Source organism: Variovorax sp. FG153, from assembly GCF_057809595.1.
In genome coordinates this window covers 97,963-118,920 of record NZ_JBMDKG010000024.1, presented here as the reverse complement: position 1 = coordinate 118,920, position 20,958 = coordinate 97,963, and the positions used below count along the sequence as shown (strand labels likewise).

Below are 20,958 nucleotides of genomic sequence, written 5' to 3'. Positions count from 1 at the left end.
GCCGCGGGCGCCGCGGCGGAGGCGGCAGCCGCAGGTGCGGGCGCTTTCGCGGGCGCATCGGCCGCGAAGGCCGGCGCCATCGCGGCCAGCGCTGCCGCCGCGAGCACGGCACCTGCGGAGAGACGGGGGAGGAATCGATTCATGCGCGTGTCCTGGTGGTGTTGATGTCGGAACCGGTCGCCGGGGCGATTTTCGATTCTGGCAGTGAAACCCGGCCCGCATGTGTCGGATCGTCCCGTCTGTACGGTGGCCGCAACGACCGGTGCTCGCGCACTCACCGGTTCCCGTGGTTCAGGCGGCGCTCGCGGGGCGCGGCGAGATCGCGGCCGTGTCGGGCGTGCGGTTGCGCATGCGCAGCGACAGCAGCGCCGCCACGCACAGCACGCACAGCACCGCGCTCAAGGTCACGCCCAATCCGCGCGCATCGGACAGCAGGCCGAACAGCGGCGACACCAGGCCGCCCACCGAGAGCGCGAGTCCCAGCGTGATGCCGCTGGCCGTGGCCGGGTTGCGCGGCAGGTAGTCCTGCGCCAGCGTCACCTGCGCCGCGAAGGGCAGGAACATGCACAGTCCCAGCAGCGCCGTGCAGGCCAGCGCCCAGGCGGGCGAGGATGCGAGCACCAGCCCGGCCATGGCCGGCACCGCGAGCAGGTAGCCCGCGCGGATCGTGCCCATGCGCCCGATGCGGTCGCCGAGCCAGCCGCCCAGCAGGGTGCCCACGGCACCGGCGGCGGTGAAGCCGGTCAGCGCCACCGCGCCCTGGAAGGCCGAGCCGTGCAGGTCGCGCGTGATGCGCAGCGAGAGCATCGACAGCACCGTCACGTAGGGGATCGACCAGCCGACGATGGTGGCCACCAGCAGCGCGAAGGCGCGCCAGTCGTTCGGCGGACGCTGCACCGCGGCCTGCGCGCGCCGGGCCGCGCCGGCTCGCGCCGCGTTCGCCGCGCCCTGGCCGCGGCTGGCCAGCAGCCACACGGCGCCCATCGCCAGCGCGGGCAGACCGAGCAGGTAGCTGCGCGACAGCGCGCCGCCGCCGACCACGGTGGTGGCGAGCACCGGCGCGAACGAGGCGCCGATGGTGCCGCCGACCGAGAACACGCTCATCGCCTTCTGCGAGGCGCCGCCGGCCGCGCGCCCGGCCACGGTGGCGCTCGGGTGATAGGCCGCGATGCCGAGGCCGCACAGCACGGTCGCGAGCCAGGTCCAGAGGTAGTTCGAGCCCAGGCCCGCCAGCACCAGCCCCAGCGCCGCCACCAGGAAGCCCACCGGCACCAGCCAGGGCCGCGGATGGCGGTCGGCATAGAGGCCGAACAGCGGCTGCACCACGCTCGACAGCCCGGTGGCCGCGAGCATCAGCCCGCTCACGGCCGTGTAGCTGTAGCCGCGCTCCAGCACCATCAGCGGCAGCAGCGCGGGCACCAGGCCCTGGTAGAGATCGTTGACGGCGTGGGTGCCGGTGAGAAGCCCGAGGCGGCCCTTGTTCATCGGTGGCCTCCCGGAGTGGCGGGTGGCGGATTGCATGGCATTCGATCAGTCCTTTCGGTGGAACCTCGTGTCGAGGCCGGGCCATGCTAGGAAGCCATGCGAAGATGATCTCGCTACGAATGAACAAGGATCGTCGAGAAATGGACAAACTGCAGCCGCCCGCCGCCTTCGACTTGCGTCCCGAGCACGGCGAGTCGACGCCGCGTGCCGTCGCGGTGCTGGCCACCGATGCCGTGGGCGATTCGGAAATCCCGCCGCACAGCCACCGGCGCGGCCAGCTGATCCATGCGATCTCGGGCGTGATGATCGTGCGCGCCGAGGCCGGCAGCTGGGTGGTGCCGCCGGGGCGCGGCGCCTGGGTGCCGCCCGGCATGGTCCATGGCATCCGCATGGCGGGCGACGTGCGCATGCGCACCGTCTTCGTCGAGCCCGGCACGCGCGCCGGCCTGGGCGCCGACTGCCGCGTGATCGCGGTCGACGCGCTGCTGCGCGAGCTCATCGTGAGCGCGATCGCGCTGCCGCTGGACTACGCGCGCGGCGGGCGCGACGAGCGCGTGATGGAGCTGATCCTCGACGAGATCGAGCGCGCGCCCGCGCTCTCGCTGCACGTGCCGATGCCGCGCCATGCGCGCCTTTCGGCGCTGTGCGAGGAGCTGGTGCGCGATCCCGCGCTGCCGGCCACGCTCGAGGCCTGGGCGAAGCGGCTGCACATGAATGCGCGCACGCTGGCGCGGCTGTTCCAGCGCGAGACCGGCATGAACTTCGGCGCCTGGTGCCGGCAGGCGCGGCTGCTGCTCAGCCTGCCGCGGCTGGCGGCCGGGGCCTCGATCCTCGAGGTGGCGCTGGCGCACGGCTACGAGAGTCCGAGCGCCTACGCCGCGATGTTCCGGCGCACGCTGGGCATGCCGCCGAGCCAGTACCTGCAGGCGCCCGGCCCCGCCGAGGGGGCCGGATGAGCGATCCCGCTCAGCGCGCGTACACGAGGTCGCGCAGCGCGAGCGAGACCCAGGGCACGTAGGTGATCACCATCAGGCAGGCCAGGATCACGAGCACGAAGGGCACCAGGTGCTTCACGATCCGGTCGAGCGAGATGCGCGCCACCGTGCAGGCCGCGAACAGGTTCACGCCGAAGGGCGGGGTGATCATGCCCAGCGCCAGGTTCACCACCATGATCAGGCCGAAGTGCACCGGGTCGATGCCGAAGTGCTGCGCCACCGGCGCGAGGATGGGCGCGAGCACGATGATCGCCGCGCTGGTCTCGATGAACATGCCGATCACGAACAGCGCCGCGTTCACGCCCAGCAGGAACATCGCGGGCGACTGCAACACTTCCTGCAGCCAGTGGCCGATGGCGTCGGGCACGCCCGCGCGCGTGATCAGGAACGCGAACAGCCCCGCGTTGGCGATGATGAACATGATCACCGCCGAGGACAGCACCGACTTGCGCAGGATCGCGAACAGGTCGGCGAACTTGATCTCGCGGTAGATCACCATGCCCACGATCAGCGCGTAGAAGACCGCCACCGCCGAGGCCTCGGTCGGCGTGAAGATACCGCCGTAGATGCCGCCGAGGATGATGACGGGCATCAGCAGCGCCCAGCCGGCCTGCCACAGCGCGCGGCCGAAGGGCATGCGGCCCTCGCCGTCGTTCTTGCCCCAGCCCTTCCATTTGCAGTAGACCCATACGAACAGCATGAGCGCGAGGCTGATCAGGATGCCGGGGCCGAAGCCCGCGATGAACAGCTCGCCGATCGACACCTCGGCGCTCACGCCGTACAGGATCATCGGGATCGAGGGCGGGATGATCACGCCGAGCTCGGCGCTGGTGGCCTGCAGCGCGGCCGCGTAGGAGGTCGGGTAGCCGTGCTTGATGAGCGCGGGGATCAGGATGGCGCCGATCGCGAAGGTGGTGGCCACCGAGGAGCCCGAGACCGCCGCGAAGATCATGCAGGTCAGCACGCAGGTCATCGGCAGCCCGCCCTGGATGCCGCCGACGATGCTCTTGGCGAACTCCACCAGCCGGCGCGAGATGCCGCCCGTTTCCATCAGGTTGCCGGCCAGGATAAAGAAGGGGATCGCCGCGAGCGGAAACTTGTTGATCGAGTTGAACATCTCCTTGGCGGAGATCAGCATGTTGGCGTTCGTGACCTGGATGCCCAGGATCGAGGCCAGGCCGATCGAGACGGCCACCGATACCGACAGTGCGAAGCACAGCACCATCGTCGCGATCATGGTCGTGGTCATTGCGCGGTCTCCAGTTCGAGGCGCTTGGGATCGAGGTAGTTGCCCACGATGCCGAACAGCGAGAACACCGCGCCGACCGGCAGCGCCATGTAGGCCCAGATCATCGAGAGGCTCTCGAGCCCGGCCATGCTCTGCACGCGGCCGCGGATCGCGTAGTCCCAGCCCCACCACAGCACGACCAGCATGAGCGCGAGCGCGGCCACGCTCACCACCGCGTCGAGGATGCGGCGCGTGCGCGGCGAGCTCCAGCGGTACAGCACGTCGACGCTGACCATGGCGCCCTGGCGGAAGGCCATCGGGATGCCGAGGAAGACCATCCAGATCAGGCTCACGCGGATCAGGATCTCGCTCCACTCTGCGGGCTGCTCGAGCACGAAGCGGGTGACGATCTGGAACATGCCGAGCGAGGCGGCCACCACCAGCATCGCGCAGGCCAGGACCATGGACACCATCGTGGTCCATCGTTCCAGGCCGAGGAACTTGTTTTTCATCAGGAATGTCCCGGGAGGGAAGTCAAAAACAGGAACGCCCGCCGGGCGTCGTGCCTGGCGGGCGCGGCTTCGGCCGGGCGCCGGTCGATGGGTTCGACGGTCACGCGGCGCGGGCCATCGCTCTCACTTGAAGTCGCGGATCTTGTCGAGGTTGGCCTTGCCGAAGTCCTTCTCGAACTGGGCGTTGACCGGCGCGATCGCCGCCACGAACCTGGCCTTGTCGACGTTGTCGATCACCGTCATGCCCTTGGCGCGCAGGTCGGCCACGCCCTTGGCGTCGTCCTCGTCCACGCGCGCGCGGTTGGCCTTGGTGCCTTCCTTGGCGGCATCGATGAAGGCCTGCTTGTCGGCGGCGCTGAGCTTGTCGAACACCGCCTTGTTCATCACGAAGATGCAGGGCGAGTAGACGTGGCCGGTCAGCGTCAGGTGCTTCTGCACCTGGTCGAACTTGGCCGAGATGATCACCGGCAGCGGATTCTCCTGGCCGTCGACCGTGCCCTGCTGGAGCGCGGTGAACACCTCGGGGAAGGCCATGGGCGTGGTGATGATGCCGAAGCCCTTGTAGGCCGCGATGTGCACCGGGTTCTCCATGGTGCGCATCTTCAGGCCCTTGAGGTCCTCGGGCGCCTTCACGTCGCGCTTGCTGTTGGTCATGTGGCGGAAGCCGTTCTCGGCCCACGCGAGCGCCTTGAAGCCCTTGGCGTCGAACTTGGTCAGCAGGTCCTGGCCGATCGGGCCGTCGAGCACCGCGCGCGCATGCGCCTTGTCGCGGAACAGGAAGGGCACGTCGAGGATCTTGGTCTCGGGAACGAAGTTGGGGATCGGGCCGGTGGAGGAGAAGGCCAGTTCCTGCGTGCCCAGCTGCACCGCCTCGATCGACTCGCGCTCGCCGCCGAGCGAGCCGTTGTAGAAGGTCTGGACCTTGTAGCGGCCGCCGGTGCGCTTCTCGACTTCCTTCGCGAAGGTGTCGATCGCCACGCCCTGGTGGGAGTTCTGCGCCACGGAGATACTGATCTTCATGGTCGTCTGCGCGAAAGCCGCGCATGCCATGCCCATGCCCAGCACCAGGCCAGCGGCCAGTCGGGTCAATTTCATTCGGAGTCTCCTGGGATTTATGGGAAGCGGGCGGCGCGGGGTGCGCCATGCCGCAAAGGCATGACTATGCAACAAGCGGTAGCTTCACCGCGTCGGGATTTTCACGGACGTACTCGCGAATCACCGCGTCGAAGCTGTCGTCCGAACCCAGCCCGAGCGCGCGGGCGCGCGGCGTGTCGAAGCGCCCGGGCCAGGACTTCACGATGCGCCGGATCGTCGGCTCGGGCGTGCGGTCGAGCAGCGCGGTCGCGGCCGGGCCGGCCACGCGCTCGAGGGCCGCGGCCATCTCGCCGACGGTCGTGGATAGCGAGGGCAGGTTCACGGCCGTGCGCGGACCCCATTCGGCCTCGCTCGCCTCGGCCGCGCGGATCAGCCCCTCGATGGTGCGCGCCGGCGAGGCGACGGCCACCGGCGTCTCGTTGGGCACCGGGCAGGCAGCGCGCAGCCCGGCCAGCGGTTCGCGGATCATGCCGCTGAAGAAGCCCGAGGCCGCGCCGTTGGGCTTGCCCGGGCGCACGCTCACCGTCATCAGGCGCACGCTGCGCCCGCGGATGAAGCCCTTGCGCGTGAAGTCGGCCACCAGCTGCTCGCCGATGAACTTCTGGATGCCGTAGCTGGTCTGCGGCGTGGGCAGCGTGCGGTCGTCGATCACCGGCGGCAGCGGCTGCTCGGGCGAATCGCCGAACACCGCGAGCGAGCTCGAGAACACCAGCACCGGCCGGGTGCCGAGTGCGCGCAGGCGTTCGAGCAGGGCGTGGGTGGCGGCGAAGTTGCTGCGCATGCCGAGGTCGAAGTCGGCCTCGCACTCGCCGCTGACCGCGGCCGCGAGGTGGAACACGGCTGCGGCCTCGCGCCAGGGCGTGGCGTCGGCATCGGCGCCGAGCTGGTCGTTGAGGTCGCCGGTCACGAAGGCGACACGCGGGTCGGCCGCGAGGTCGGCCGGCGGCGGCGCGCGGTCGACCAGGGTGATCCTGGCGATGGGGGCGGGCGCCGCGCCCGCGAGCGAGAGGCTGCCTTGCGCGAGCAGCGTGCGGGCGAGGCGGGCGCCCAGAAAGCCGGCGCCGCCGGTGATGACGATCTGCATGTCGGTCCTTGTCTCCGTGTCGAGGGTTCGAGGATAAGCGCGACCGGCGCGACACTCGGGGCTTCGCCAGTCCGTCGAACCGAACGATGAACCTCCGATTCGTGGAAGCCTTCCACTGGGCCGTGGCCCTCAAGAGCGTGACGCGCGCCGCCGAGAAGCTGCACCTCACGCAGTCCGCGCTGTCCAGCCGCATCGCCGCGCTCGAGCGCGAGCTCGGCACCTTGCTGCTCGACCGCCGCGACAAGCAGTTCCGCCTCACGGTGGCGGGCCAGCGCTTCCATGCCTTCGCGCAGAAGCTGCTCGAGATGCAGATGCACATCAAGGCCGAGATGGGCTCGGGCGCGGTGCGCGAGACGGTGCTGCGCGTGGGCGCGATCGAATCGGTGGTGCACAGCTGGCTGACCGGCTGGCTCAAGCACATGCAGGCCACCTACCCGGACTTCGAGCTCGAGCTCACGGTCGAAACCACGCCGGTGCTGGTCGACCAGCTGCAGCGCGGCAAGCAGGACCTGGTGTTCGCCGCGCTGCCCGCGGTGGGCGACGGCGTGCGCACGCGCGCGGTGCCGCCGATGGCCATGTGCTTCGTCGGCCACCGCGAGCTGCACCTGCGGCGGCGCTACCGCATCGCCGACCTGCTGTCGCTCGACCTGCTGACCTTCCAGCGCGGCTCGCAGCCGCACGTGGCGCTGCTCGAGTTCTTCCGCGAGGCCGGCGGCGCGGCGCCGCGCGTGCATGCGATCTCCTCGATCTCGGCGATGGCGCAGCTGGTGGAGGCGGGCTTCGGCGTGGCCACCCTGCCGCGCGCGGTGGTCGATGGCCTCGCGCGGCGGCTGCCGCTGCGCGTGCTGCCCAGCGAAGGCACGCTGGAGCCGTTGCCGATCTATGCGAGCTATCGCGACGATCCTTCCTCGTTGCTTCTCGAGGCCGCCGTGAGCTCCGCCGTGGTGCACGGATCGCACCGCGCTGGGTCATCGAAAAAATCGATGAGCTGAGCAAGAAACTTTGCGTTGGCGTTCGGGCGCGCGGATTCCCACAATCCGCCCACCACAACGAAGAGACATGCAGCCGCTCGCCAACGCCATGCCAGCCAACGACGAATCGATCTCCCTGCCCACCGGCGCGAGCAGCGCACGCGAAGTGCGGCAAGCCGCCCGTACCGGCCGCCTGAGCGGCCACACCAGCGGCCTGGCGAGCGCCCACGTGCAGGGCAACCTCGTGATCCTGCCGCAGGCGTACGCGGGCGACTTCCTGCGCTTCTGCCAGGCCAACCCCAAGCCCTGTCCGCTGCTCGGCGTGACCGAGGTCGGCGATCCCTCTCTCCCCGCGCTCGGCGAGGACATCGACCTGCGCAGCGACCTGCCGCGCTACCGCGTCTGGCGCGAGGGCGAACTGGCCGACGAGCCCACCGACGTGCGCGCGCTGTGGCGCGACGACATGGTCGGCTTCGTCATCGGCTGCTCGTTCACCTTCGAGCATGCGCTGCTGGCCGAGGGCATCGCGCTGCGGCACGTGGCGCAGGGCCGCAACGTCGCGATGTACCGCACCGGGCTGCAGACGGTGCCGGCCGGTCCGTTCAGCGGGCCGCTGGTGGTGTCGATGCGGCCGCTGCGCGCGGCCGATGCGATCCGCGCGGTGCAGATCACCTCGCGCTTTCCGGCCGTGCACGGCGCGCCGGTGCACCTGGGCGATCCCGCGCTGATCGGCATCCGCGACATCGGCCGCCCCGAGTACGGCGATGCCGTCGAGACGATGCCCGACGAACTGCCGGTGTTCTGGGCCTGCGGCGTGACGCCCCAGGCCGCGCTCGCGGCCGCGCGGCTGCCGCTGGCGATCACGCATGCGCCGGGCGCGATGCTGGTCACCGACCTGCCGCACCACCGGCTCGCCGCGCTGTAGCGCGCCGCCCCTGGTTCCGATCGCCGCCGGTTCCCTGGGCAGGGACCGCGCGGCGCCGTTCCCGCCCCGACCCACCCTGGAGAAGACACCATGAAAAACAGCACCCTCGAGGCCACCGCGCCGACGCCCGGCGACGGCACGGCGGAGGCCGGCGACGCCAACTGGCTGCGCACCCTGAACCCGAACGAGAAGCGCACGCTCGCGGCCTCGTTCAGCGGCTACGCGGTCGATGCCTTCGACTACTACACGCTGCCGCTGGTCACGCCGATCCTGCTGTCGCTGTGGGGCATGAGCAAGACCGAGGTCGGCCTGATCGGCACCGCCACGCTGGTGGCCTCGGCGCTCGGCGGTTGGGCCGCGGGCATCCTGGCCGACCGCTATGGCCGCGTGCGCATCCTGCAGCTCACGATCCTGGTGTTCGCGATCTTCACCTTCGCCTGCGGCCTGGCCCAGACGCCCGGGCAGCTGCTGGTGGCGCGCACGCTGCAGGGCCTGGGCTTCGGCGGCGAATGGGCCGTGGGTTCGGTGCTGATCGCCGAGATGATCCGGCCGGCTTATCGCGGCAAGGCGGTCGGGCTGGTGCAGAGCAGCTGGGCCGTGGGCTGGGGCGCGGCGGTGCTGGTGTCGATGGCGCTGTTCTCGTTCCTGCCGCCCGAGGTCTCGTGGCGCGTGATGTTCCTGCTGGGCCTGCTGCCGGCGCTGCTGATCGTCTTCATCCGGCGCTCGATCAGCGATCCCGAGATCTACGTGCAGACCCGCGCCGCCGTGGCGCGCGGCGAGCGCAGCGGCAATTTCCTCGCGATCTTCAAGCCCGGCGTGCTCGGCACCACGGTGCTCGCCAGCCTGCTGTTCACCGGCATGCAGGGCGGCTACTACGCCATCGGCGTGTGGCTGCCGACCTTCCTGAAGAACGAGCGCCACCTGACGGTGCTGGGCTCGGGCGGCTACCAGTTCATGTTCATCGTCGGCGCCTTCGTCGGCTACCTCTGCGGCGCCTACCTGTCGGACCGGCTGGGCCGCCGCCGCGCCTTCATCCTGTTCGCCATCGGCGCGGGCCTGCTGGTCTATGCCTACACGCTGCTGCCGATCACCGACGGCCTGATGCTGCTGCTGGGCTTTCCGCTCGGTTTCTTCATGTCGGGCATCTTCAGCGGCGCGGGCGCCTTCCTGGCCGAGCTGTTCCCCAACGAGCTGCGCGGCTCCGGGCAAGGCTTTTGCTACAACTTCGGGCGCGGCATCGGCGCCACCTTTCCGGCGCTGGTCGGCGTGCTGAGCGACCGCATGCACCTGTCGCTGGGCACGGCCATCGGCATCTGCGCGGCGGTAGCCTATGCGATCGTGGTGGTGGTGGCGCTGTGCCTGCCCGAGACCCGCGGGCGCGACCTGCGCCAGAACTGAACCGATTCCGCTCCCTTTTCTCGCGAAGACCTATCCTTGTTCCCCATGACCACGCAAACCCTTCTCCCGTCCCGCTGGCAGTTCTGGATCGACCGCGGCGGCACCTTCACCGACCTCGTGGGCCGCGATCCCGAGGGCGGCCTGCACACGCTCAAGCTGCTGTCGGAAAACCCCGAGCAGTACCGCGACGCGGCCGTCGAGGGCATCCGCCGCCTGCTGAAGCTGGCACCGGGCGAGGCCGTGACGCCCGAGCGCGTGGAGTGCGTGAAGATGGGCACCACGGTGGCCACCAACGCGCTGCTCGAGCGCAAGGGCGAGCCCACGGTGCTGGTCACGACGAAGGGCTTCCGCGACGCGCTGCGCATCGCCACCCAGGCGCGGCCGCGCCTGTTCGACCGCCGCATCGTGCTGCCCGAGCTGCTGTACCGGCGCGTGATCGAGGCCGACGAGCGCATCGACGCGCAGGGCGGCACCGTGCAGGCGCTCGACGAGGCGCCGCTGCGCGCGCAGCTGCAGGCCGCCTTCGACGAGGGCCTGCGCGCCTGTGCGATCGTCTTCATGCATGGCTGGCGCCACACGGCGCACGAGCTCGCGGCCGAAGGCATCGCGCGCGCCATCGGCTTCACGCAGGTGTCGGTGTCGCACAAGACCAGCCCGCTGATGAAGCTGGTGCCGCGCGGCGACACGACGGTGGTCGACGCCTACCTGAGCCCGATCCTGCGCCGCTATGTCGAGCAGGTGTCGCAGCAGATGCCGGGCGTGCCGCTGTTCTTCATGCAAAGCTCGGGCGGGCTCACGCAGGCGAACCGCTTCCAGGGCAAGGACGCGATCCTCTCGGGCCCGGCCGGCGGCATCGTCGGCATGGTGCGCACCGCGCTCGATGCCGGCCATGCGCGCGTGATCGGCTTCGACATGGGCGGCACTTCCACCGACGTGTCGCACTACGCGGGCGAGTTCGAGCGCTCGTTCGAGACCCAGGTGGCCGGCGTGCGCATGCGCGCGCCGATGATGAGCATCCACACGGTGGCGGCCGGCGGCGGCTCGATCGTCTCCTTCGACGGCGCGCGGCTGCGCGTCGGGCCCGAGTCGGCCGGCGCCAATCCCGGCCCCGCGAGCTACCGCCGCGGCGGCCCGCTGACCACCACCGACGCCAACGTGCTGCTCGGCAAGATCCAGCCCGCGCACTTCCCGCGGGTGTTCGGCCCGGGCGCCGACCAGCCGCTGGACCGCGACGCGGCCGAGCGCGGCTTCGCTGCGATGGCACGGCGCATGACCGAGGCCACGGGCCGCGCGGTCGGTACCGAGGAGGTCGCGAGCGGCGCGCTGCGCATCGCGGTGGCGAGCATGGCCAATGCGATCAAGCGGATCTCGGTGGCGCGCGGCTACGACGTCACGCAATACACGCTGCAGTGCTTCGGCGGCGCGGGCGGCCAGCATGCCTGCCTGGTGGCCGATGCGCTGGGCATGCGCAGCGTCTACCTGCATCCGCTGGCGGGCGTGCTCTCGGCCTTCGGCATGGGGCTGGCCGACCAGCTGGCGCTGCGCGAGCGCGCGCTCGAGCGCCGGCTCGACGCGGCGGGCCTGGCCGAGGCGCGCGAGGCGGCCATCGGCCTGGCCGGGCAGGCCGTGGAGGAACTGCGCGGGCAGGGCGTGGCGGAAGCCGCGATCGAGGTGCGGCATCGCGTGCAGCTGCGCTACGAAGGGACCGACACCGCGCTGCCCTGCGCGCTGCCGATGGACACGCCGGCCGCCGAAGCCATCGCCGCGATGCGCGACGAGTTCGAGCAGGCCTACCGCCGGCGCTTCGCGTTCCTGATGAGCGAGCGCGCGCTGGTGATCGAGGCGGTGGCGGTCGAGGCCGTCGGCGCCGGCGAGCGCACGCGCGCCGCCGCCGCGGCCGGCGCGGCCGAATCGCATGTGCCCGAGTCGCTCGCGGCCGTGCGCATGTACTGCGAGGCCGACGAAGCCGCCGCGGGCTGGCGCGATGCCGCGCTGTTCGACGAGGCCGCGCTGCGCCCCGGTGCGGTGGTCGACGGCCCGGCGATCCTGGCCGGGCGCAACGCCACCACCGTGGTCGAACCCGGCTGGCAGGCACGCGCCACGGCCGACGGCGTGGAGCTGCACCGCGTGCGCGAGCGCGCCACCAGCCATGCGATCGGCACGCGCGCCGACCCGGTGATGCTCGAGGTCTTCAACAACCTCTTCATGAACATCGCCGAGCAGATGGGGCTGCGGCTGCAGAACACGGCCTACTCGGTCAACATCAAGGAGCGGCTCGATTTCTCGTGCGCGCTGTTCGACGTCGAGGGCAACCTGATCGCCAATGCACCGCACATGCCGGTGCACCTGGGCTCGATGAGCGAGTCGATCAAGACCGTGATCGCCTGCAACCCCGACATGAAGCCCGGCGACGTGTTCGTGCTCAACGACCCCTACCACGGCGGCACGCACCTGCCCGACATCACGGTGGTGACGCCCGTCTACCTCGACGCGGCCGATGCACGGCCTTCGTTCTACGTGGCCTCGCGCGGCCACCATGCCGACGTGGGTGGCATCACGCCGGGCTCGATGCCGCCGTTCTCGAAGACCATCGGCGAGGAGGGCGTGCTGATCGACAACTTCAAGCTGGTGGAGGGCGGCCGGCTGCGCGAGGTCGAACTCCGCGCATTGCTCGGCGGCGGCGCGCATCCCTCGCGCAACATCGAACAGAACCTGGCCGACCTGCGCGCGCAGATCGCGGCCAACGAGAAGGGCGTGCAGGAGCTGCAGGCCATGGTGGCGCAGTTCGGCCGCGAGACCGTGGCGGCCTACATGGGCCATGTGCAGGACAACGCCGAGGAGTCGGTGCGTCGCGTGATCACGGCGCTCAAGGACGGCGAGTTCGTGCTGCCGCTGGACAACGGCGCGCGCATCCAGGTGCGCATGAAGGTCGATGCGGCCGCGCGTTCGGCGACGGTGGACTTCAGCGGCACGAGCGCGCAGTTGCCGAACAACTTCAATGCGCCGCGCGCGATCACGATGGCGGCGGTGCTCTATGTGTTCCGCACGCTGGTCGACGACGACATTCCGCTCAACGCGGGCTGCCTGAAACCGATCGAGGTCATCGTGCCCAGCGGCTGCATGCTGAACCCGTTGCCGCCCGCGGCGGTGGTGGCCGGCAATGTCGAAACCTCGAGCTGCGTGACCAATGCGCTCTATGGTGCGCTGGGCGTGATGGCAGCGAGCCAGTGCACGATGAACAACTTCACCTTCGGCGATGGCGCGCACCAGTACTACGAGACCATCTCGGGCGGTTCGGGCGCGGGCGAGGGCTTCGACGGCACGAGCGTGGTCCAGACCCACATGACGAACTCGCGGCTCACCGATCCGGAGGTGCTGGAGTTCCGTTACCCGGTGCGTCTCGACAGCTACAGCCTGCGTTCGGGGTCGGGTGGTGCGGGGCGCTGGCGTGGTGGTGACGGCGGTGTGCGGCGGGTTCGGTTCCTGGCACCGATGACGGCGTCGATCCTCAGCAATGGGCGGCACCATGGTGCGTTCGGTGGTTCGGGTGGCGAAGCGGGCGCGGTGGGGATCAATCGTGTGGAGCGGGCCGATGGAACGGTCGAGCCTCTGGATCACATCGGGCAGGTGCAGATGGGGGCGGGGGATGTGTTCGTGATCGAGACGCCTGGTGGGGGTGGGTGGGGCGCTGTTCAGGGTTGAGGCCTTGAGGTCTGGGGCGGGCGCGCGCCGACGGGGTACTCCCCTCCGCGAATGTCCCCCGGCCTGCGGCCTCCTCCTTTATTTCGCTGTGGGGAGTACCCCATCGACACGCGCCTGGACGCAATGGTTGTTGGGCCGCCGGCACCACCGCAGCGCCCCCGGTAACAAGAAAGGCGTGACCAAGCACGAACGCATTGGATAGGCACAGGAGCCTGCGCTACCCTCTCGCGCATGAAAGCGCTGCCCCCAGATTTTCTCGCGACCCTGCGCCTGCCCGTGCAGCACGAGGACGACCTCGATGCCCAGGCGACCTTCTTCGATCGCGATGCGGTGTCCGACTTCTACCGCGCGACGGTGAAGGAGGGCACGGGCGACGAGGTGCTGGAGGCCGCGACCGCGCTGCTGCCCGACCTGCATCCGCTGCGTGCCGCGCTGTTCGCGATTCTTTGCGGCGGGCTGGTGGAGAACGGCGCCGATCCGCGGTTGCTGTTTCCGGCGGCGCTGCGACGCCTGGCCCGACTGCTCGAATCGCTCGCACCCTATTGCGCCGCGGAGCCGATGGAGGACGACGAAGAAGAAGCGTCCGAGGAGGAGCCGGCCGACGTCCTCGCCTGGCGCGCCGCCGAAGCCGCGCTCGAAGCGCTGCCGCCGGCCGAGCGCCTGCAGGTCGAAGCGAGCCGGCAGGCGGTCGACCTGCTGGTGCTGCCGCTGATGGCGATGCTGATGCGCGATGTCCGCAACCATCGCGAGCTGCTGGCCGACGAGGCACTGTGCGCGCGCATCGAGGCGTTGTCGGTCAACGGCACCTTGCCCTTCGAGGAACTGCACTTCCTGCACCGCACCGCCCAGATGGCCTATGAGGACGAGCTGGTCGTGCTGCTGCCGGCCTCGAACGCGGGGATGATCGTGCGTGCCCACGGCATCAACAACAACTTCCACGCCTTCTCGCTGCTGCAGGAGCTGTTCAGCGTGCATGCGAAGACCCTGGGCATCCGGCAGCCGCTGGCCGATCGTCTCGGTGCCGACGACGAGCCGCGCGACAGCGATTCGGCCCAGTACCTCTGGCTGCAGGCCAAGGCCTATGCCGGTGGTGAACTCGTCGACCGCATGGCCTGGGCCTGGGGCGAGGGGACTTTGCGCGAGAACGCGCGCCGGCAGGGAAGGCTGGTGCTCGTCGCGCTGGAGACCGAGGACAAGCCCGCGCGCGGCTGGAACGGTTTCAACCAGGCCTTCCATTCGGAGCAGAAGCCACAGGTGACGGTAGTGCGCTTCCTCACGGCCGACGAGGTAGCCACCTACCTCGCCTGACCCCCGCAGCGAAATCAAGGAGGAGGCCGAAGGCCGGGGGACATTCGCGGAGGGAAGTACCCGCTGTCCTGTGCACGCGCCCCGAACGAAAACAAGAAGGCCCTCCGAAGAGGGCCCCAGAAGAACAGACCTTACATCCCCACGTAGTTGGGCCCGCCGCCCCCTTCAGGCGTGACCCACACGATGTTCTGCGTCGGGTCCTTGATGTCGCAGGTCTTGCAGTGCACGCAGTTCTGCGCATTGATCTGCAGCCGCTGCTTGCCCGCGCTGGCCTCGTCGGGCACGAACTCGTACACGCCCGCCGGGCAGTAGCGGCTTTCGGGGCCCGCGAACTTCGCGAGGTTGACGTTGACCGGCACCGACGCGTCCTTCAGCGTCAGGTGGGCCGGCTGCTGTTCCTCGTGGTTGGTGTTGCTGATGAACACACTCGAGAGCCGGTCGAAGGTGAGCTTGCCGTCGGGCTTGGGGTAGGCGATCGGCTGGCATTCCGAAGCCGGCTTCAGGTACTGGTGGTCGGGCTTGGTGCGGCGCAGGGTCCAGGGGATGTTGCCCTTGAGCAGCCATTGCTCGATGCCGTTCATCAGCGTCGCGACCAGCAGGCCCTTCTTGAACCAGGCCTTGAAGTTGCGCGCCTTCTTGAGTTCGGCATGCAGCCAGCTCTTCTCGAAGGCCGCCGGGTAGGCCGTGAGCTCGTCGTGCTGGCGGCCGGCCTGCAGCGCGTCGAAGGCGGCCTCGGCGGCGAGCATGCCGGTCTTGATCGCGGCATGGCTGCCCTTGATGCGGCTCACGTTGAGGTAGCCGGCCTCGCAGCCGACCAGCGCGCCGCCCGGGAACACCGTCTTGGGCAGCGACTGCAGGCCACCGGCCGTGATCGCGCGCGCGCCATAGCCGATGCGCTTGGCCGGCTTGATGCCCTTGGCCTCGTCGCCTTCGAGGTACCAGCGGATGTTGGGGTGCAGCTTCCAGCGCTGCATTTCCTCGAACGGGCTCAGGTAGGGGTTGCTGTAGTCCAGGCCCGTGATGAAGCCCATGGTGACCTTGTTGTCCTCCATGTGATAAAGGAAGGCGCCGCCGTAGGTGTCGCTCTTCATCGGCCAGCCGGCCGTGTGCAGCACGAAGCCGGGTTCGTGGCGCTTGGGATCGATCTCCCAGACTTCCTTGACGCCCAGGCCGTAGGTCTGCGGATCCTTGCCCTCGTCGAGCTTGAACCTGGCGATCAGCTGGCGGCCCAGGTGGCCGCGCGCGCCCTCGGCGAACACCGTGTACTTGCCCAGCAGCTCCATGCCGAGCTGGAAGTTCTCGGTCGGCTCGCCGTCCTTGCCGACACCCATGTTGCCGGTGGCGACGCCGCGCACGGCCCCCTTCTCGTCGTAGAGCACCTCGGCGGCCGGGAAGCCCGGGAAGATCTCGACGCCGAGGTTCTCGGCCTGCTGCGCCAGCCACTTGGTGAAGGCACCGAGGCTGATGATGTAGTTGCCGTGGTTCTGGAAGCAGTCGGGCAGGAAGGCGTTGGGCGTGCGCAGGCTGGCCTTCTCGCCGAGGAACACCATCGCGTCGTCGGTCACGGGCTGGTTCAGCGGCGCGCCGAGTTCCTTCCAGTCGGGCAGCAGCTCGTTGAGCGCGCGCGGGTCCATGATGGCGCCCGACAGGATGTGGGCGCCGGGCTCCGAGCCCTTCTCGAGCACGACGACGGAGACCTCCTTCTCGTGCTGGGCGGCGAGCTGCTTGAGGCGGATCGCGGTCGAGAGGCCGGCCGGCCCGCCACCGACGACAACGACGTCGTACTCCATGGCTTCGCGGGGACCGTACTGGGCAAGGATTTCGTCGTGGGTCATGGGGGTCTCGTCGATATGATGGGAGGCACTGGCGCTTCGTGGCTGCCGGGCATTTTATGCGGGCGCCACGGGCCGCCCCGCGGGGCGTGTCGCCCGTGTTTTCACGTCGCCTTGGCGACTCCACAGGAACAGCACTCCATGGCGTACAGCATCGATCTCTCGGGCCGCGTGGCCTTCGTCACCGGCGCCTCGAGCGGCCTCGGCGCGCAGTTCGCGAAAACGCTGGCGCGCGCGGGTGCCGCCGTGGTGCTCGCGAGCCGGCGCGTCGACAAGCTCAAGGAGCTGCGCGCCCGCATCCAGGGCGAGGGCGGCGACGCCCACGTGGTCGAGCTCGACGTGACCGACATGGCCAGCATCAAGGCCGCGGTGGCGCGCGCCGAGACCGAGGTCGGCGCCATCGACGTGCTGGTCAACAACTCGGGCGTGAGCACCACCCAGCGGCTGCAGGACGTGACGCCCGAGGACTACGACTTCATCTTCGACGCCAACCTCAAGGGCTCGTTCTTCGTCGCGCAGGAGGTCGGCAAGCGCATGCTGGCGCGCGCCAAGGGCGCGGCGCCGGGCACCTACATCGGCGGGCGCATCATCAACATCGCCTCGGTGGCCGGGCTCAAGGTGCTGCCGCAGATCGGCGTCTACGCCATGAGCAAGGCCGCGCTGATCCAGATGACCAAGGCCATGGCGCTCGAATGGGGCCGCTTCGGCATCAACGTCAACGCGCTGTGCCCGGGCTACATCGAGACCGAGATCAACGAATCGCACTGGAGCACCGAGGGCGGCGCCAAGCTCGTGAGCATGCTGCCGCGCAAGCGCGTGGGCAAGCCCGAGGACCTCGACGGCCTGATCGTGCTGCTGGCCAGCGGCCAGAGCCATTTCGTGAACGGCGCCGTGATCGCGGCCGCCGACGGGTTCGCGCTCTGAGCCCGCGCGCCTGGATCGGCATCGCGGCCGGCCTGGGCGCGGGCGCGCTCTGGGGGCTGGTGTTCGTCGTGCCGCGCATGGTCGGGCACTTCGCCATGGTCGACATCGTCTCGGCGCGCTTCGCCGTCTTCGGCGCCGTGTCGGCGCTGGCCGTGTTCGCGCGGCCAGCGGCGCGGCGCTGGCCCACGGGGCGCCAGGCGCTGGCCGCGCTCGGCCTCAGCGTGCTGGGCTTCAGCGGCTACTACCTGCTGCTGGCCTTCGGCATCGTGGCCGCGGGTACCGAGGTGCCGAGCCTCATCATCGGCACCATCCCGGTCTGGATGATGCTGCTGGGCCGCCCGCCGGGGCTGCGCATGGCCGCGCTGCTGCCCGGCCTGCTGCTCACCGGCGCCGGCATCGCGCTGATGATCTGGGGCGCCTGGTCGGCCCGGCAGGGCGGTGCGCACGGCGGCGGGCATTTCGCCTGGGGCATCGTGCTCTCGCTCGGCGCGATGGCGAGCTGGACCGTCTACGGCCTGCTCAACGCGGCCTGGCTGCAGCGCCACATCGAGATCCACGCGGCCGACTGGGCCAACTGGCTCGGCATCGCCACCGGCCTGGGCGCCATCGGCCTCTGGCTCGCGGCCGGCAGCGAGCTCGCGGCGCTGCGGGCCCAGCCCGATGGCCTGCTGTTCGTCGTGCTGGCGCTCGCGGGCGGCTTCGGCTCCTCGTGGCTCGCCACCATCCTCTGGAACCTCGCGAGCCAGCGGCTGTCGGCCAGCCTCTGCGGCCAGCTCATCGTGAGCGAGACGCTGTTCGCGCTGGTCTATTCCTTCGTCTGGGACGGCCGCTGGCCGCAGGCCACCGAGCTGGTGGCGGCGCTGCTGTTCGTCCTCGGCATCCTCGCCTCGATCAAGGCCCACCGATGAGAATCGAAATCCCCGAGAAGAAGAAACTGGTCTACGAAATGTCGATCCCGATCCGCTGGGGCGACATGGACGCGATGGGCCATCTCAACAATGCCAGCTACTTCCGCTACCTCGAGACCGCGCGCATCGACTGGATGCATTCGATCGGCTTCGAACCCGAGCCCGGCGGCGAGGGCATGGTGATCGTGAATGCCTTCTGCAACTTCTACCGCCAGATCGAGTACCCGGGCAACGTGCTGCTCAGGATGTACGTGAGCGACCCGGGCCGCACCACCTTCGAGAGCTGGGCCACGATGGCGCGCGCCGACCAGCCCGAGGTGATCTGCGCGGCCGGCGGGGCGACCACGATCTGGGTCGACTTCCCGAAGCAGAAGGCGCTGGCGCTGCCCGACTGGCTGCGCGCGCTGGTGAGCGACTGAGGGTTGGCGCCGGCCCTCAGGCCGGCCGCAGCACGATCCGTGCCTCGAAGCCGTGGGCCGCGCCCGCCGGTGGCGAAGCCAGCTCGAGCTTCGCGCCGTGCTTCTCGACGATGGTGCTCACGATCGAGATGCCCAGGCCGTAGCCGGCGCGGTCGGAGCTGTGGCGCACATGGCGTTCGCGCAAGGTCGCGAGCTGCTCGGCGTTGACGCCCGGGCCGGCATCGCGCACCGCGAGCACGCAGGGCGCCATCACCTCGATCACGACGCGGCCGTCGCCGCCGTAGCGCAGCGCGTTCTCCGCCAGGTTGCGCAGCGCGATCGCGAGCGCGTCGACATCGCCCAGGGCCACCGGCGCCACGCTGTCGGGCACCTTGAGCGCGAGGCGCTCGGCATGCTGAGGGTCCTGCCAGAACTCCTGGGCCACCGTGCCGGCCAGTTGCACCAGGTCGACCCGCTCGCGCGCGAACGAGGCGCCCGACTCGGCGCGCGAGAGCTGCAGCAGCTTCTCGGCGCGGTGGCTCAGGGTGCGCAGCGCGTCGAGCGCGGCCTGCACGTCGTTGCGCTGCAGGTCGTGTTCGAGCGCGGTCTGCAGCCGCAGCCGCGCGGCCGCCAGCGGCGTGCGCAGCTCGTGCGCGGCATTGGCCGCCAGCGCGCGCTCGACGTCGAGCGAATGCGACAGGCGCTGCAGCAGCAGGTTGACGTGGTCGCCGACGGTGCGCAGCTCGCGCGGCAGGTTCGGCAGGGCGATCGGGCGCAGGTCGGCGCCGCTGCGCTTCTCGATCTCGCCGGTGAGCTGCTGCAGCACGCGCAGCTCGGTGCGCGCCACGTTGCGCAGCACCAGCGCCAAGAGCGGCAGCACCGCGCCGAAAGGGATGATCAGCCCGAACAGCGTGCGGTTGAGCGCGCGGCGGCGCTCGTCGAGCGGATCGGCCACCTGGAAGAACAGGCCCAGCGTGGGATGGCGCACCGTGTAGATGCGCCAGTTCGGGTTGTTCGCGAAACCGGCCGCGAGCGGCACGTCGAAGGTGTCCTCGGGGGCCTCGGCCGAGCGCAGCAGCACGTGCTCGTGCAGGTCGACGATCTGGTAGATCACCGCATCCTCCGAGAACAGCTGCTTGGGTGCGATCAGCGGCGCGCGCGGCGCCTCCTCGCCGGGGTGCTGCAGCTTCTCGAGCTCCTGCACCGCCATCGCGAACATGCGGTGCGAGACCTCGACCAGTTCGTTGTCGAAGTTGTGGTTGATCTCGCGGTCCACATACCAGACCACCGCGAACACGCACAGCAGCCAGACGCCGCCGACCCACAGGATCAGCGTGCGGGTGAGCCGGCCGGCCAGGGTGTCGCGCTCGCTGCGCGCGCGAGGCCGCGCCGCTTCGGTCATCGGCTATTCCTCCTCGTCGGCCGAGAGCCGGTAGCCGAGCCCGCGCAGGGTCTGGATGTGGCTGCGGCCGAGCTTGCGCCGCAGCCGGCTGATGAAGACCTCGAGCGTGTTGCTGTCGGCTTCGTCGCCGAAACCGTAGAGCGCATCGGCGAGGTTCTCGCGCGTGTGGATGCGCTCGGGCCGCGTGGCCATCACGCGCAGCAGTGCCCACTCCTTCTGCGTCAGCGTCACGGGCTGGCCGTCGCGGCGCACGCGGTCGTGCGCGATGTCGATCTCGAGCGTGCCCAGCTGCAGCACGGGCGAGTTGCTGGCGCTGCGCCGGCGTTCCACCGCGCGCAGCCGCGCCAGCAGCTCGGCCGGGTCGTAGGGCTTGATCAGGTAGTCGTCGGCGCCGGCATCGAGGCCGCGGATGCGGTCGGTGACCTGGTCGCGCGCGGTCAGCACGATGACGATCGGCGGCTCGCGCAGCGCGCGCACCTGCGGCAGCAGCGACAGGCCGTCGCCGTCGCCCAGGTGCAGATCGAGCAGCACGGCCGCGTACTGCACCGAGAGCAGCGCGCCGCGCGCATCGGCCAGGCTCGGCGCCACGTCGACCACGAAGGCCTTGGCCAGCAGGTAGCCGCAGACTGCGTCCGCCAGCGCCACATCGTCTTCGACCAGCAGTATGCGCACGCGGTGGCACTCCTCGGATTCGGTGGGAAAGCCGCAGTCTAGCGTCCGGGACGCGGTCAGCTGGCGCTCAGATGGCTTCAGCTTCGGTTCATGTGGCTTCAGCCCTGGTTCATTCGCGC

The 20,958-nt window shown here is 70.1% G+C and carries 17 protein-coding genes; 9 read left to right on the top strand and 8 right to left on the bottom strand.

The window, feature by feature from the left end:
- Positions 1–291: 291 nt before the first annotated feature.
- Positions 292–1,485, bottom strand: a complete 1,194-nt coding sequence (locus tag ACODT0_RS24310) for an MFS transporter (protein WP_489042500.1) — start codon at positions 1,483–1,485, stop codon at positions 292–294.
- A gap of 140 nt (positions 1,486–1,625) precedes the next feature.
- Here ACODT0_RS24310 and ACODT0_RS24305 point away from each other — a divergent pair, with 140 nt between their 5' ends.
- Positions 1,626–2,441 carry an AraC family transcriptional regulator gene (locus ACODT0_RS24305; RefSeq protein ID WP_479670197.1) on the top strand — a complete coding sequence of 272 codons (816 nt, stop codon included), beginning with the start codon at positions 1,626–1,628 and terminating at the stop codon, positions 2,439–2,441.
- 10 nt (positions 2,442–2,451) lie between these two features.
- Here ACODT0_RS24305 and ACODT0_RS24300 read toward each other — a convergent pair whose 3' ends face one another.
- The 4 genes from ACODT0_RS24300 to denD form a co-directional block, all read right to left on the bottom strand.
- Positions 2,452–3,729 (bottom strand): TRAP transporter large permease, encoded by a 1,278-nt coding sequence (locus ACODT0_RS24300; RefSeq protein ID WP_057597666.1) that lies wholly within the window; start codon positions 3,727–3,729, stop codon positions 2,452–2,454.
- Positions 3,726–4,220, bottom strand: a complete 495-nt coding sequence (locus tag ACODT0_RS24295; RefSeq protein ID WP_057597665.1) for a TRAP transporter small permease — start codon at positions 4,218–4,220, stop codon at positions 3,726–3,728. Before ACODT0_RS24295 ends, ACODT0_RS24300 begins: the two co-directional genes overlap by 4 nt.
- Positions 4,221–4,343: 123 nt before the next feature.
- On the bottom strand, positions 4,344–5,315 hold the full coding sequence (locus tag ACODT0_RS24290) for a TRAP transporter substrate-binding protein (RefSeq protein ID WP_057597664.1): 972 nt from the start codon (positions 5,313–5,315) through the stop codon (positions 4,344–4,346).
- Positions 5,316–5,379: 64 nt separating this feature from the next.
- Positions 5,380–6,399 (bottom strand): D-erythronate dehydrogenase, encoded by a 1,020-nt coding sequence (gene denD, locus ACODT0_RS24285; protein ID WP_489042499.1) that lies wholly within the window; start codon positions 6,397–6,399, stop codon positions 5,380–5,382.
- A gap of 86 nt (positions 6,400–6,485) precedes the next feature.
- On the opposite strand from denD, the gene ACODT0_RS24280 reads away from it, so the two are divergent.
- From ACODT0_RS24280 to ACODT0_RS24260, 5 genes are all read left to right on the top strand, one after another.
- Entirely contained in the window at positions 6,486–7,391 is a 906-nt protein-coding gene (locus ACODT0_RS24280; protein WP_057597662.1) for a LysR family transcriptional regulator, read from the top strand.
- An 88-nt stretch (positions 7,392–7,479) separates the two neighbouring features.
- On the top strand, positions 7,480–8,295 hold the full coding sequence (locus tag ACODT0_RS24275) for a putative hydro-lyase (RefSeq protein ID WP_489042502.1): 816 nt from the start codon (positions 7,480–7,482) through the stop codon (positions 8,293–8,295).
- A gap of 90 nt (positions 8,296–8,385) precedes the next feature.
- Positions 8,386–9,693: an MFS transporter gene (locus ACODT0_RS24270; protein ID WP_489042498.1), complete on the top strand. Its 1,308-nt coding sequence runs from the start codon at positions 8,386–8,388 to the stop codon at positions 9,691–9,693.
- Positions 9,694–9,738: 45 nt separating this feature from the next.
- On the top strand, positions 9,739–13,395 hold the full coding sequence (locus tag ACODT0_RS24265; protein WP_489042497.1) for a hydantoinase B/oxoprolinase family protein: 3,657 nt from the start codon (positions 9,739–9,741) through the stop codon (positions 13,393–13,395).
- A 231-nt stretch (positions 13,396–13,626) separates the two neighbouring features.
- Positions 13,627–14,703, top strand: a complete 1,077-nt coding sequence (locus tag ACODT0_RS24260) for a hypothetical protein (RefSeq protein WP_489042496.1) — start codon at positions 13,627–13,629, stop codon at positions 14,701–14,703.
- Between the two features lie 131 nt (positions 14,704–14,834).
- Here the strand turns inward: ACODT0_RS24260 and ACODT0_RS24255 are convergent, their stop codons facing one another.
- Complete coding sequence (locus tag ACODT0_RS24255; RefSeq protein WP_489042495.1) at positions 14,835–16,538, bottom strand: electron transfer flavoprotein-ubiquinone oxidoreductase; 1,704 nt, start codon at positions 16,536–16,538, stop codon at positions 14,835–14,837.
- Between the two features lie 138 nt (positions 16,539–16,676).
- Here ACODT0_RS24255 and ACODT0_RS24250 point away from each other — a divergent pair, with 138 nt between their 5' ends.
- The 3 genes from ACODT0_RS24250 to ACODT0_RS24240 all read left to right on the top strand — a co-directional run bounded on the left by ACODT0_RS24250 (position 16,677) and on the right by ACODT0_RS24240 (position 18,786).
- Entirely contained in the window at positions 16,677–17,459 is a 783-nt protein-coding gene (locus ACODT0_RS24250; RefSeq protein WP_489042494.1) for an SDR family oxidoreductase, read from the top strand.
- A gap of 77 nt (positions 17,460–17,536) precedes the next feature.
- The gene (locus ACODT0_RS24245) at positions 17,537–18,367 is read left to right on the top strand and encodes an EamA/RhaT family transporter (RefSeq protein ID WP_412179531.1); all 831 of its coding nucleotides are present in this window, start codon (positions 17,537–17,539) and stop codon (positions 18,365–18,367) included.
- Positions 18,364–18,786 carry an acyl-CoA thioesterase gene (locus tag ACODT0_RS24240; protein ID WP_057597070.1) on the top strand — a complete coding sequence of 141 codons (423 nt, stop codon included), beginning with the start codon at positions 18,364–18,366 and terminating at the stop codon, positions 18,784–18,786. Before ACODT0_RS24245 ends, ACODT0_RS24240 begins: the two co-directional genes overlap by 4 nt.
- A gap of 16 nt (positions 18,787–18,802) precedes the next feature.
- On the opposite strand, the gene ACODT0_RS24235 is transcribed toward ACODT0_RS24240, so the two are convergent.
- Entirely contained in the window at positions 18,803–20,167 is a 1,365-nt protein-coding gene (locus ACODT0_RS24235; protein WP_057597069.1) for a sensor histidine kinase, read from the bottom strand.
- Between the two features lie 3 nt (positions 20,168–20,170).
- Positions 20,171–20,839: a winged helix-turn-helix domain-containing protein gene (locus ACODT0_RS24230; protein ID WP_057597068.1), complete on the bottom strand. Its 669-nt coding sequence runs from the start codon at positions 20,837–20,839 to the stop codon at positions 20,171–20,173.
- Between the last annotated feature and the right edge of the window lie 119 nt (positions 20,840–20,958).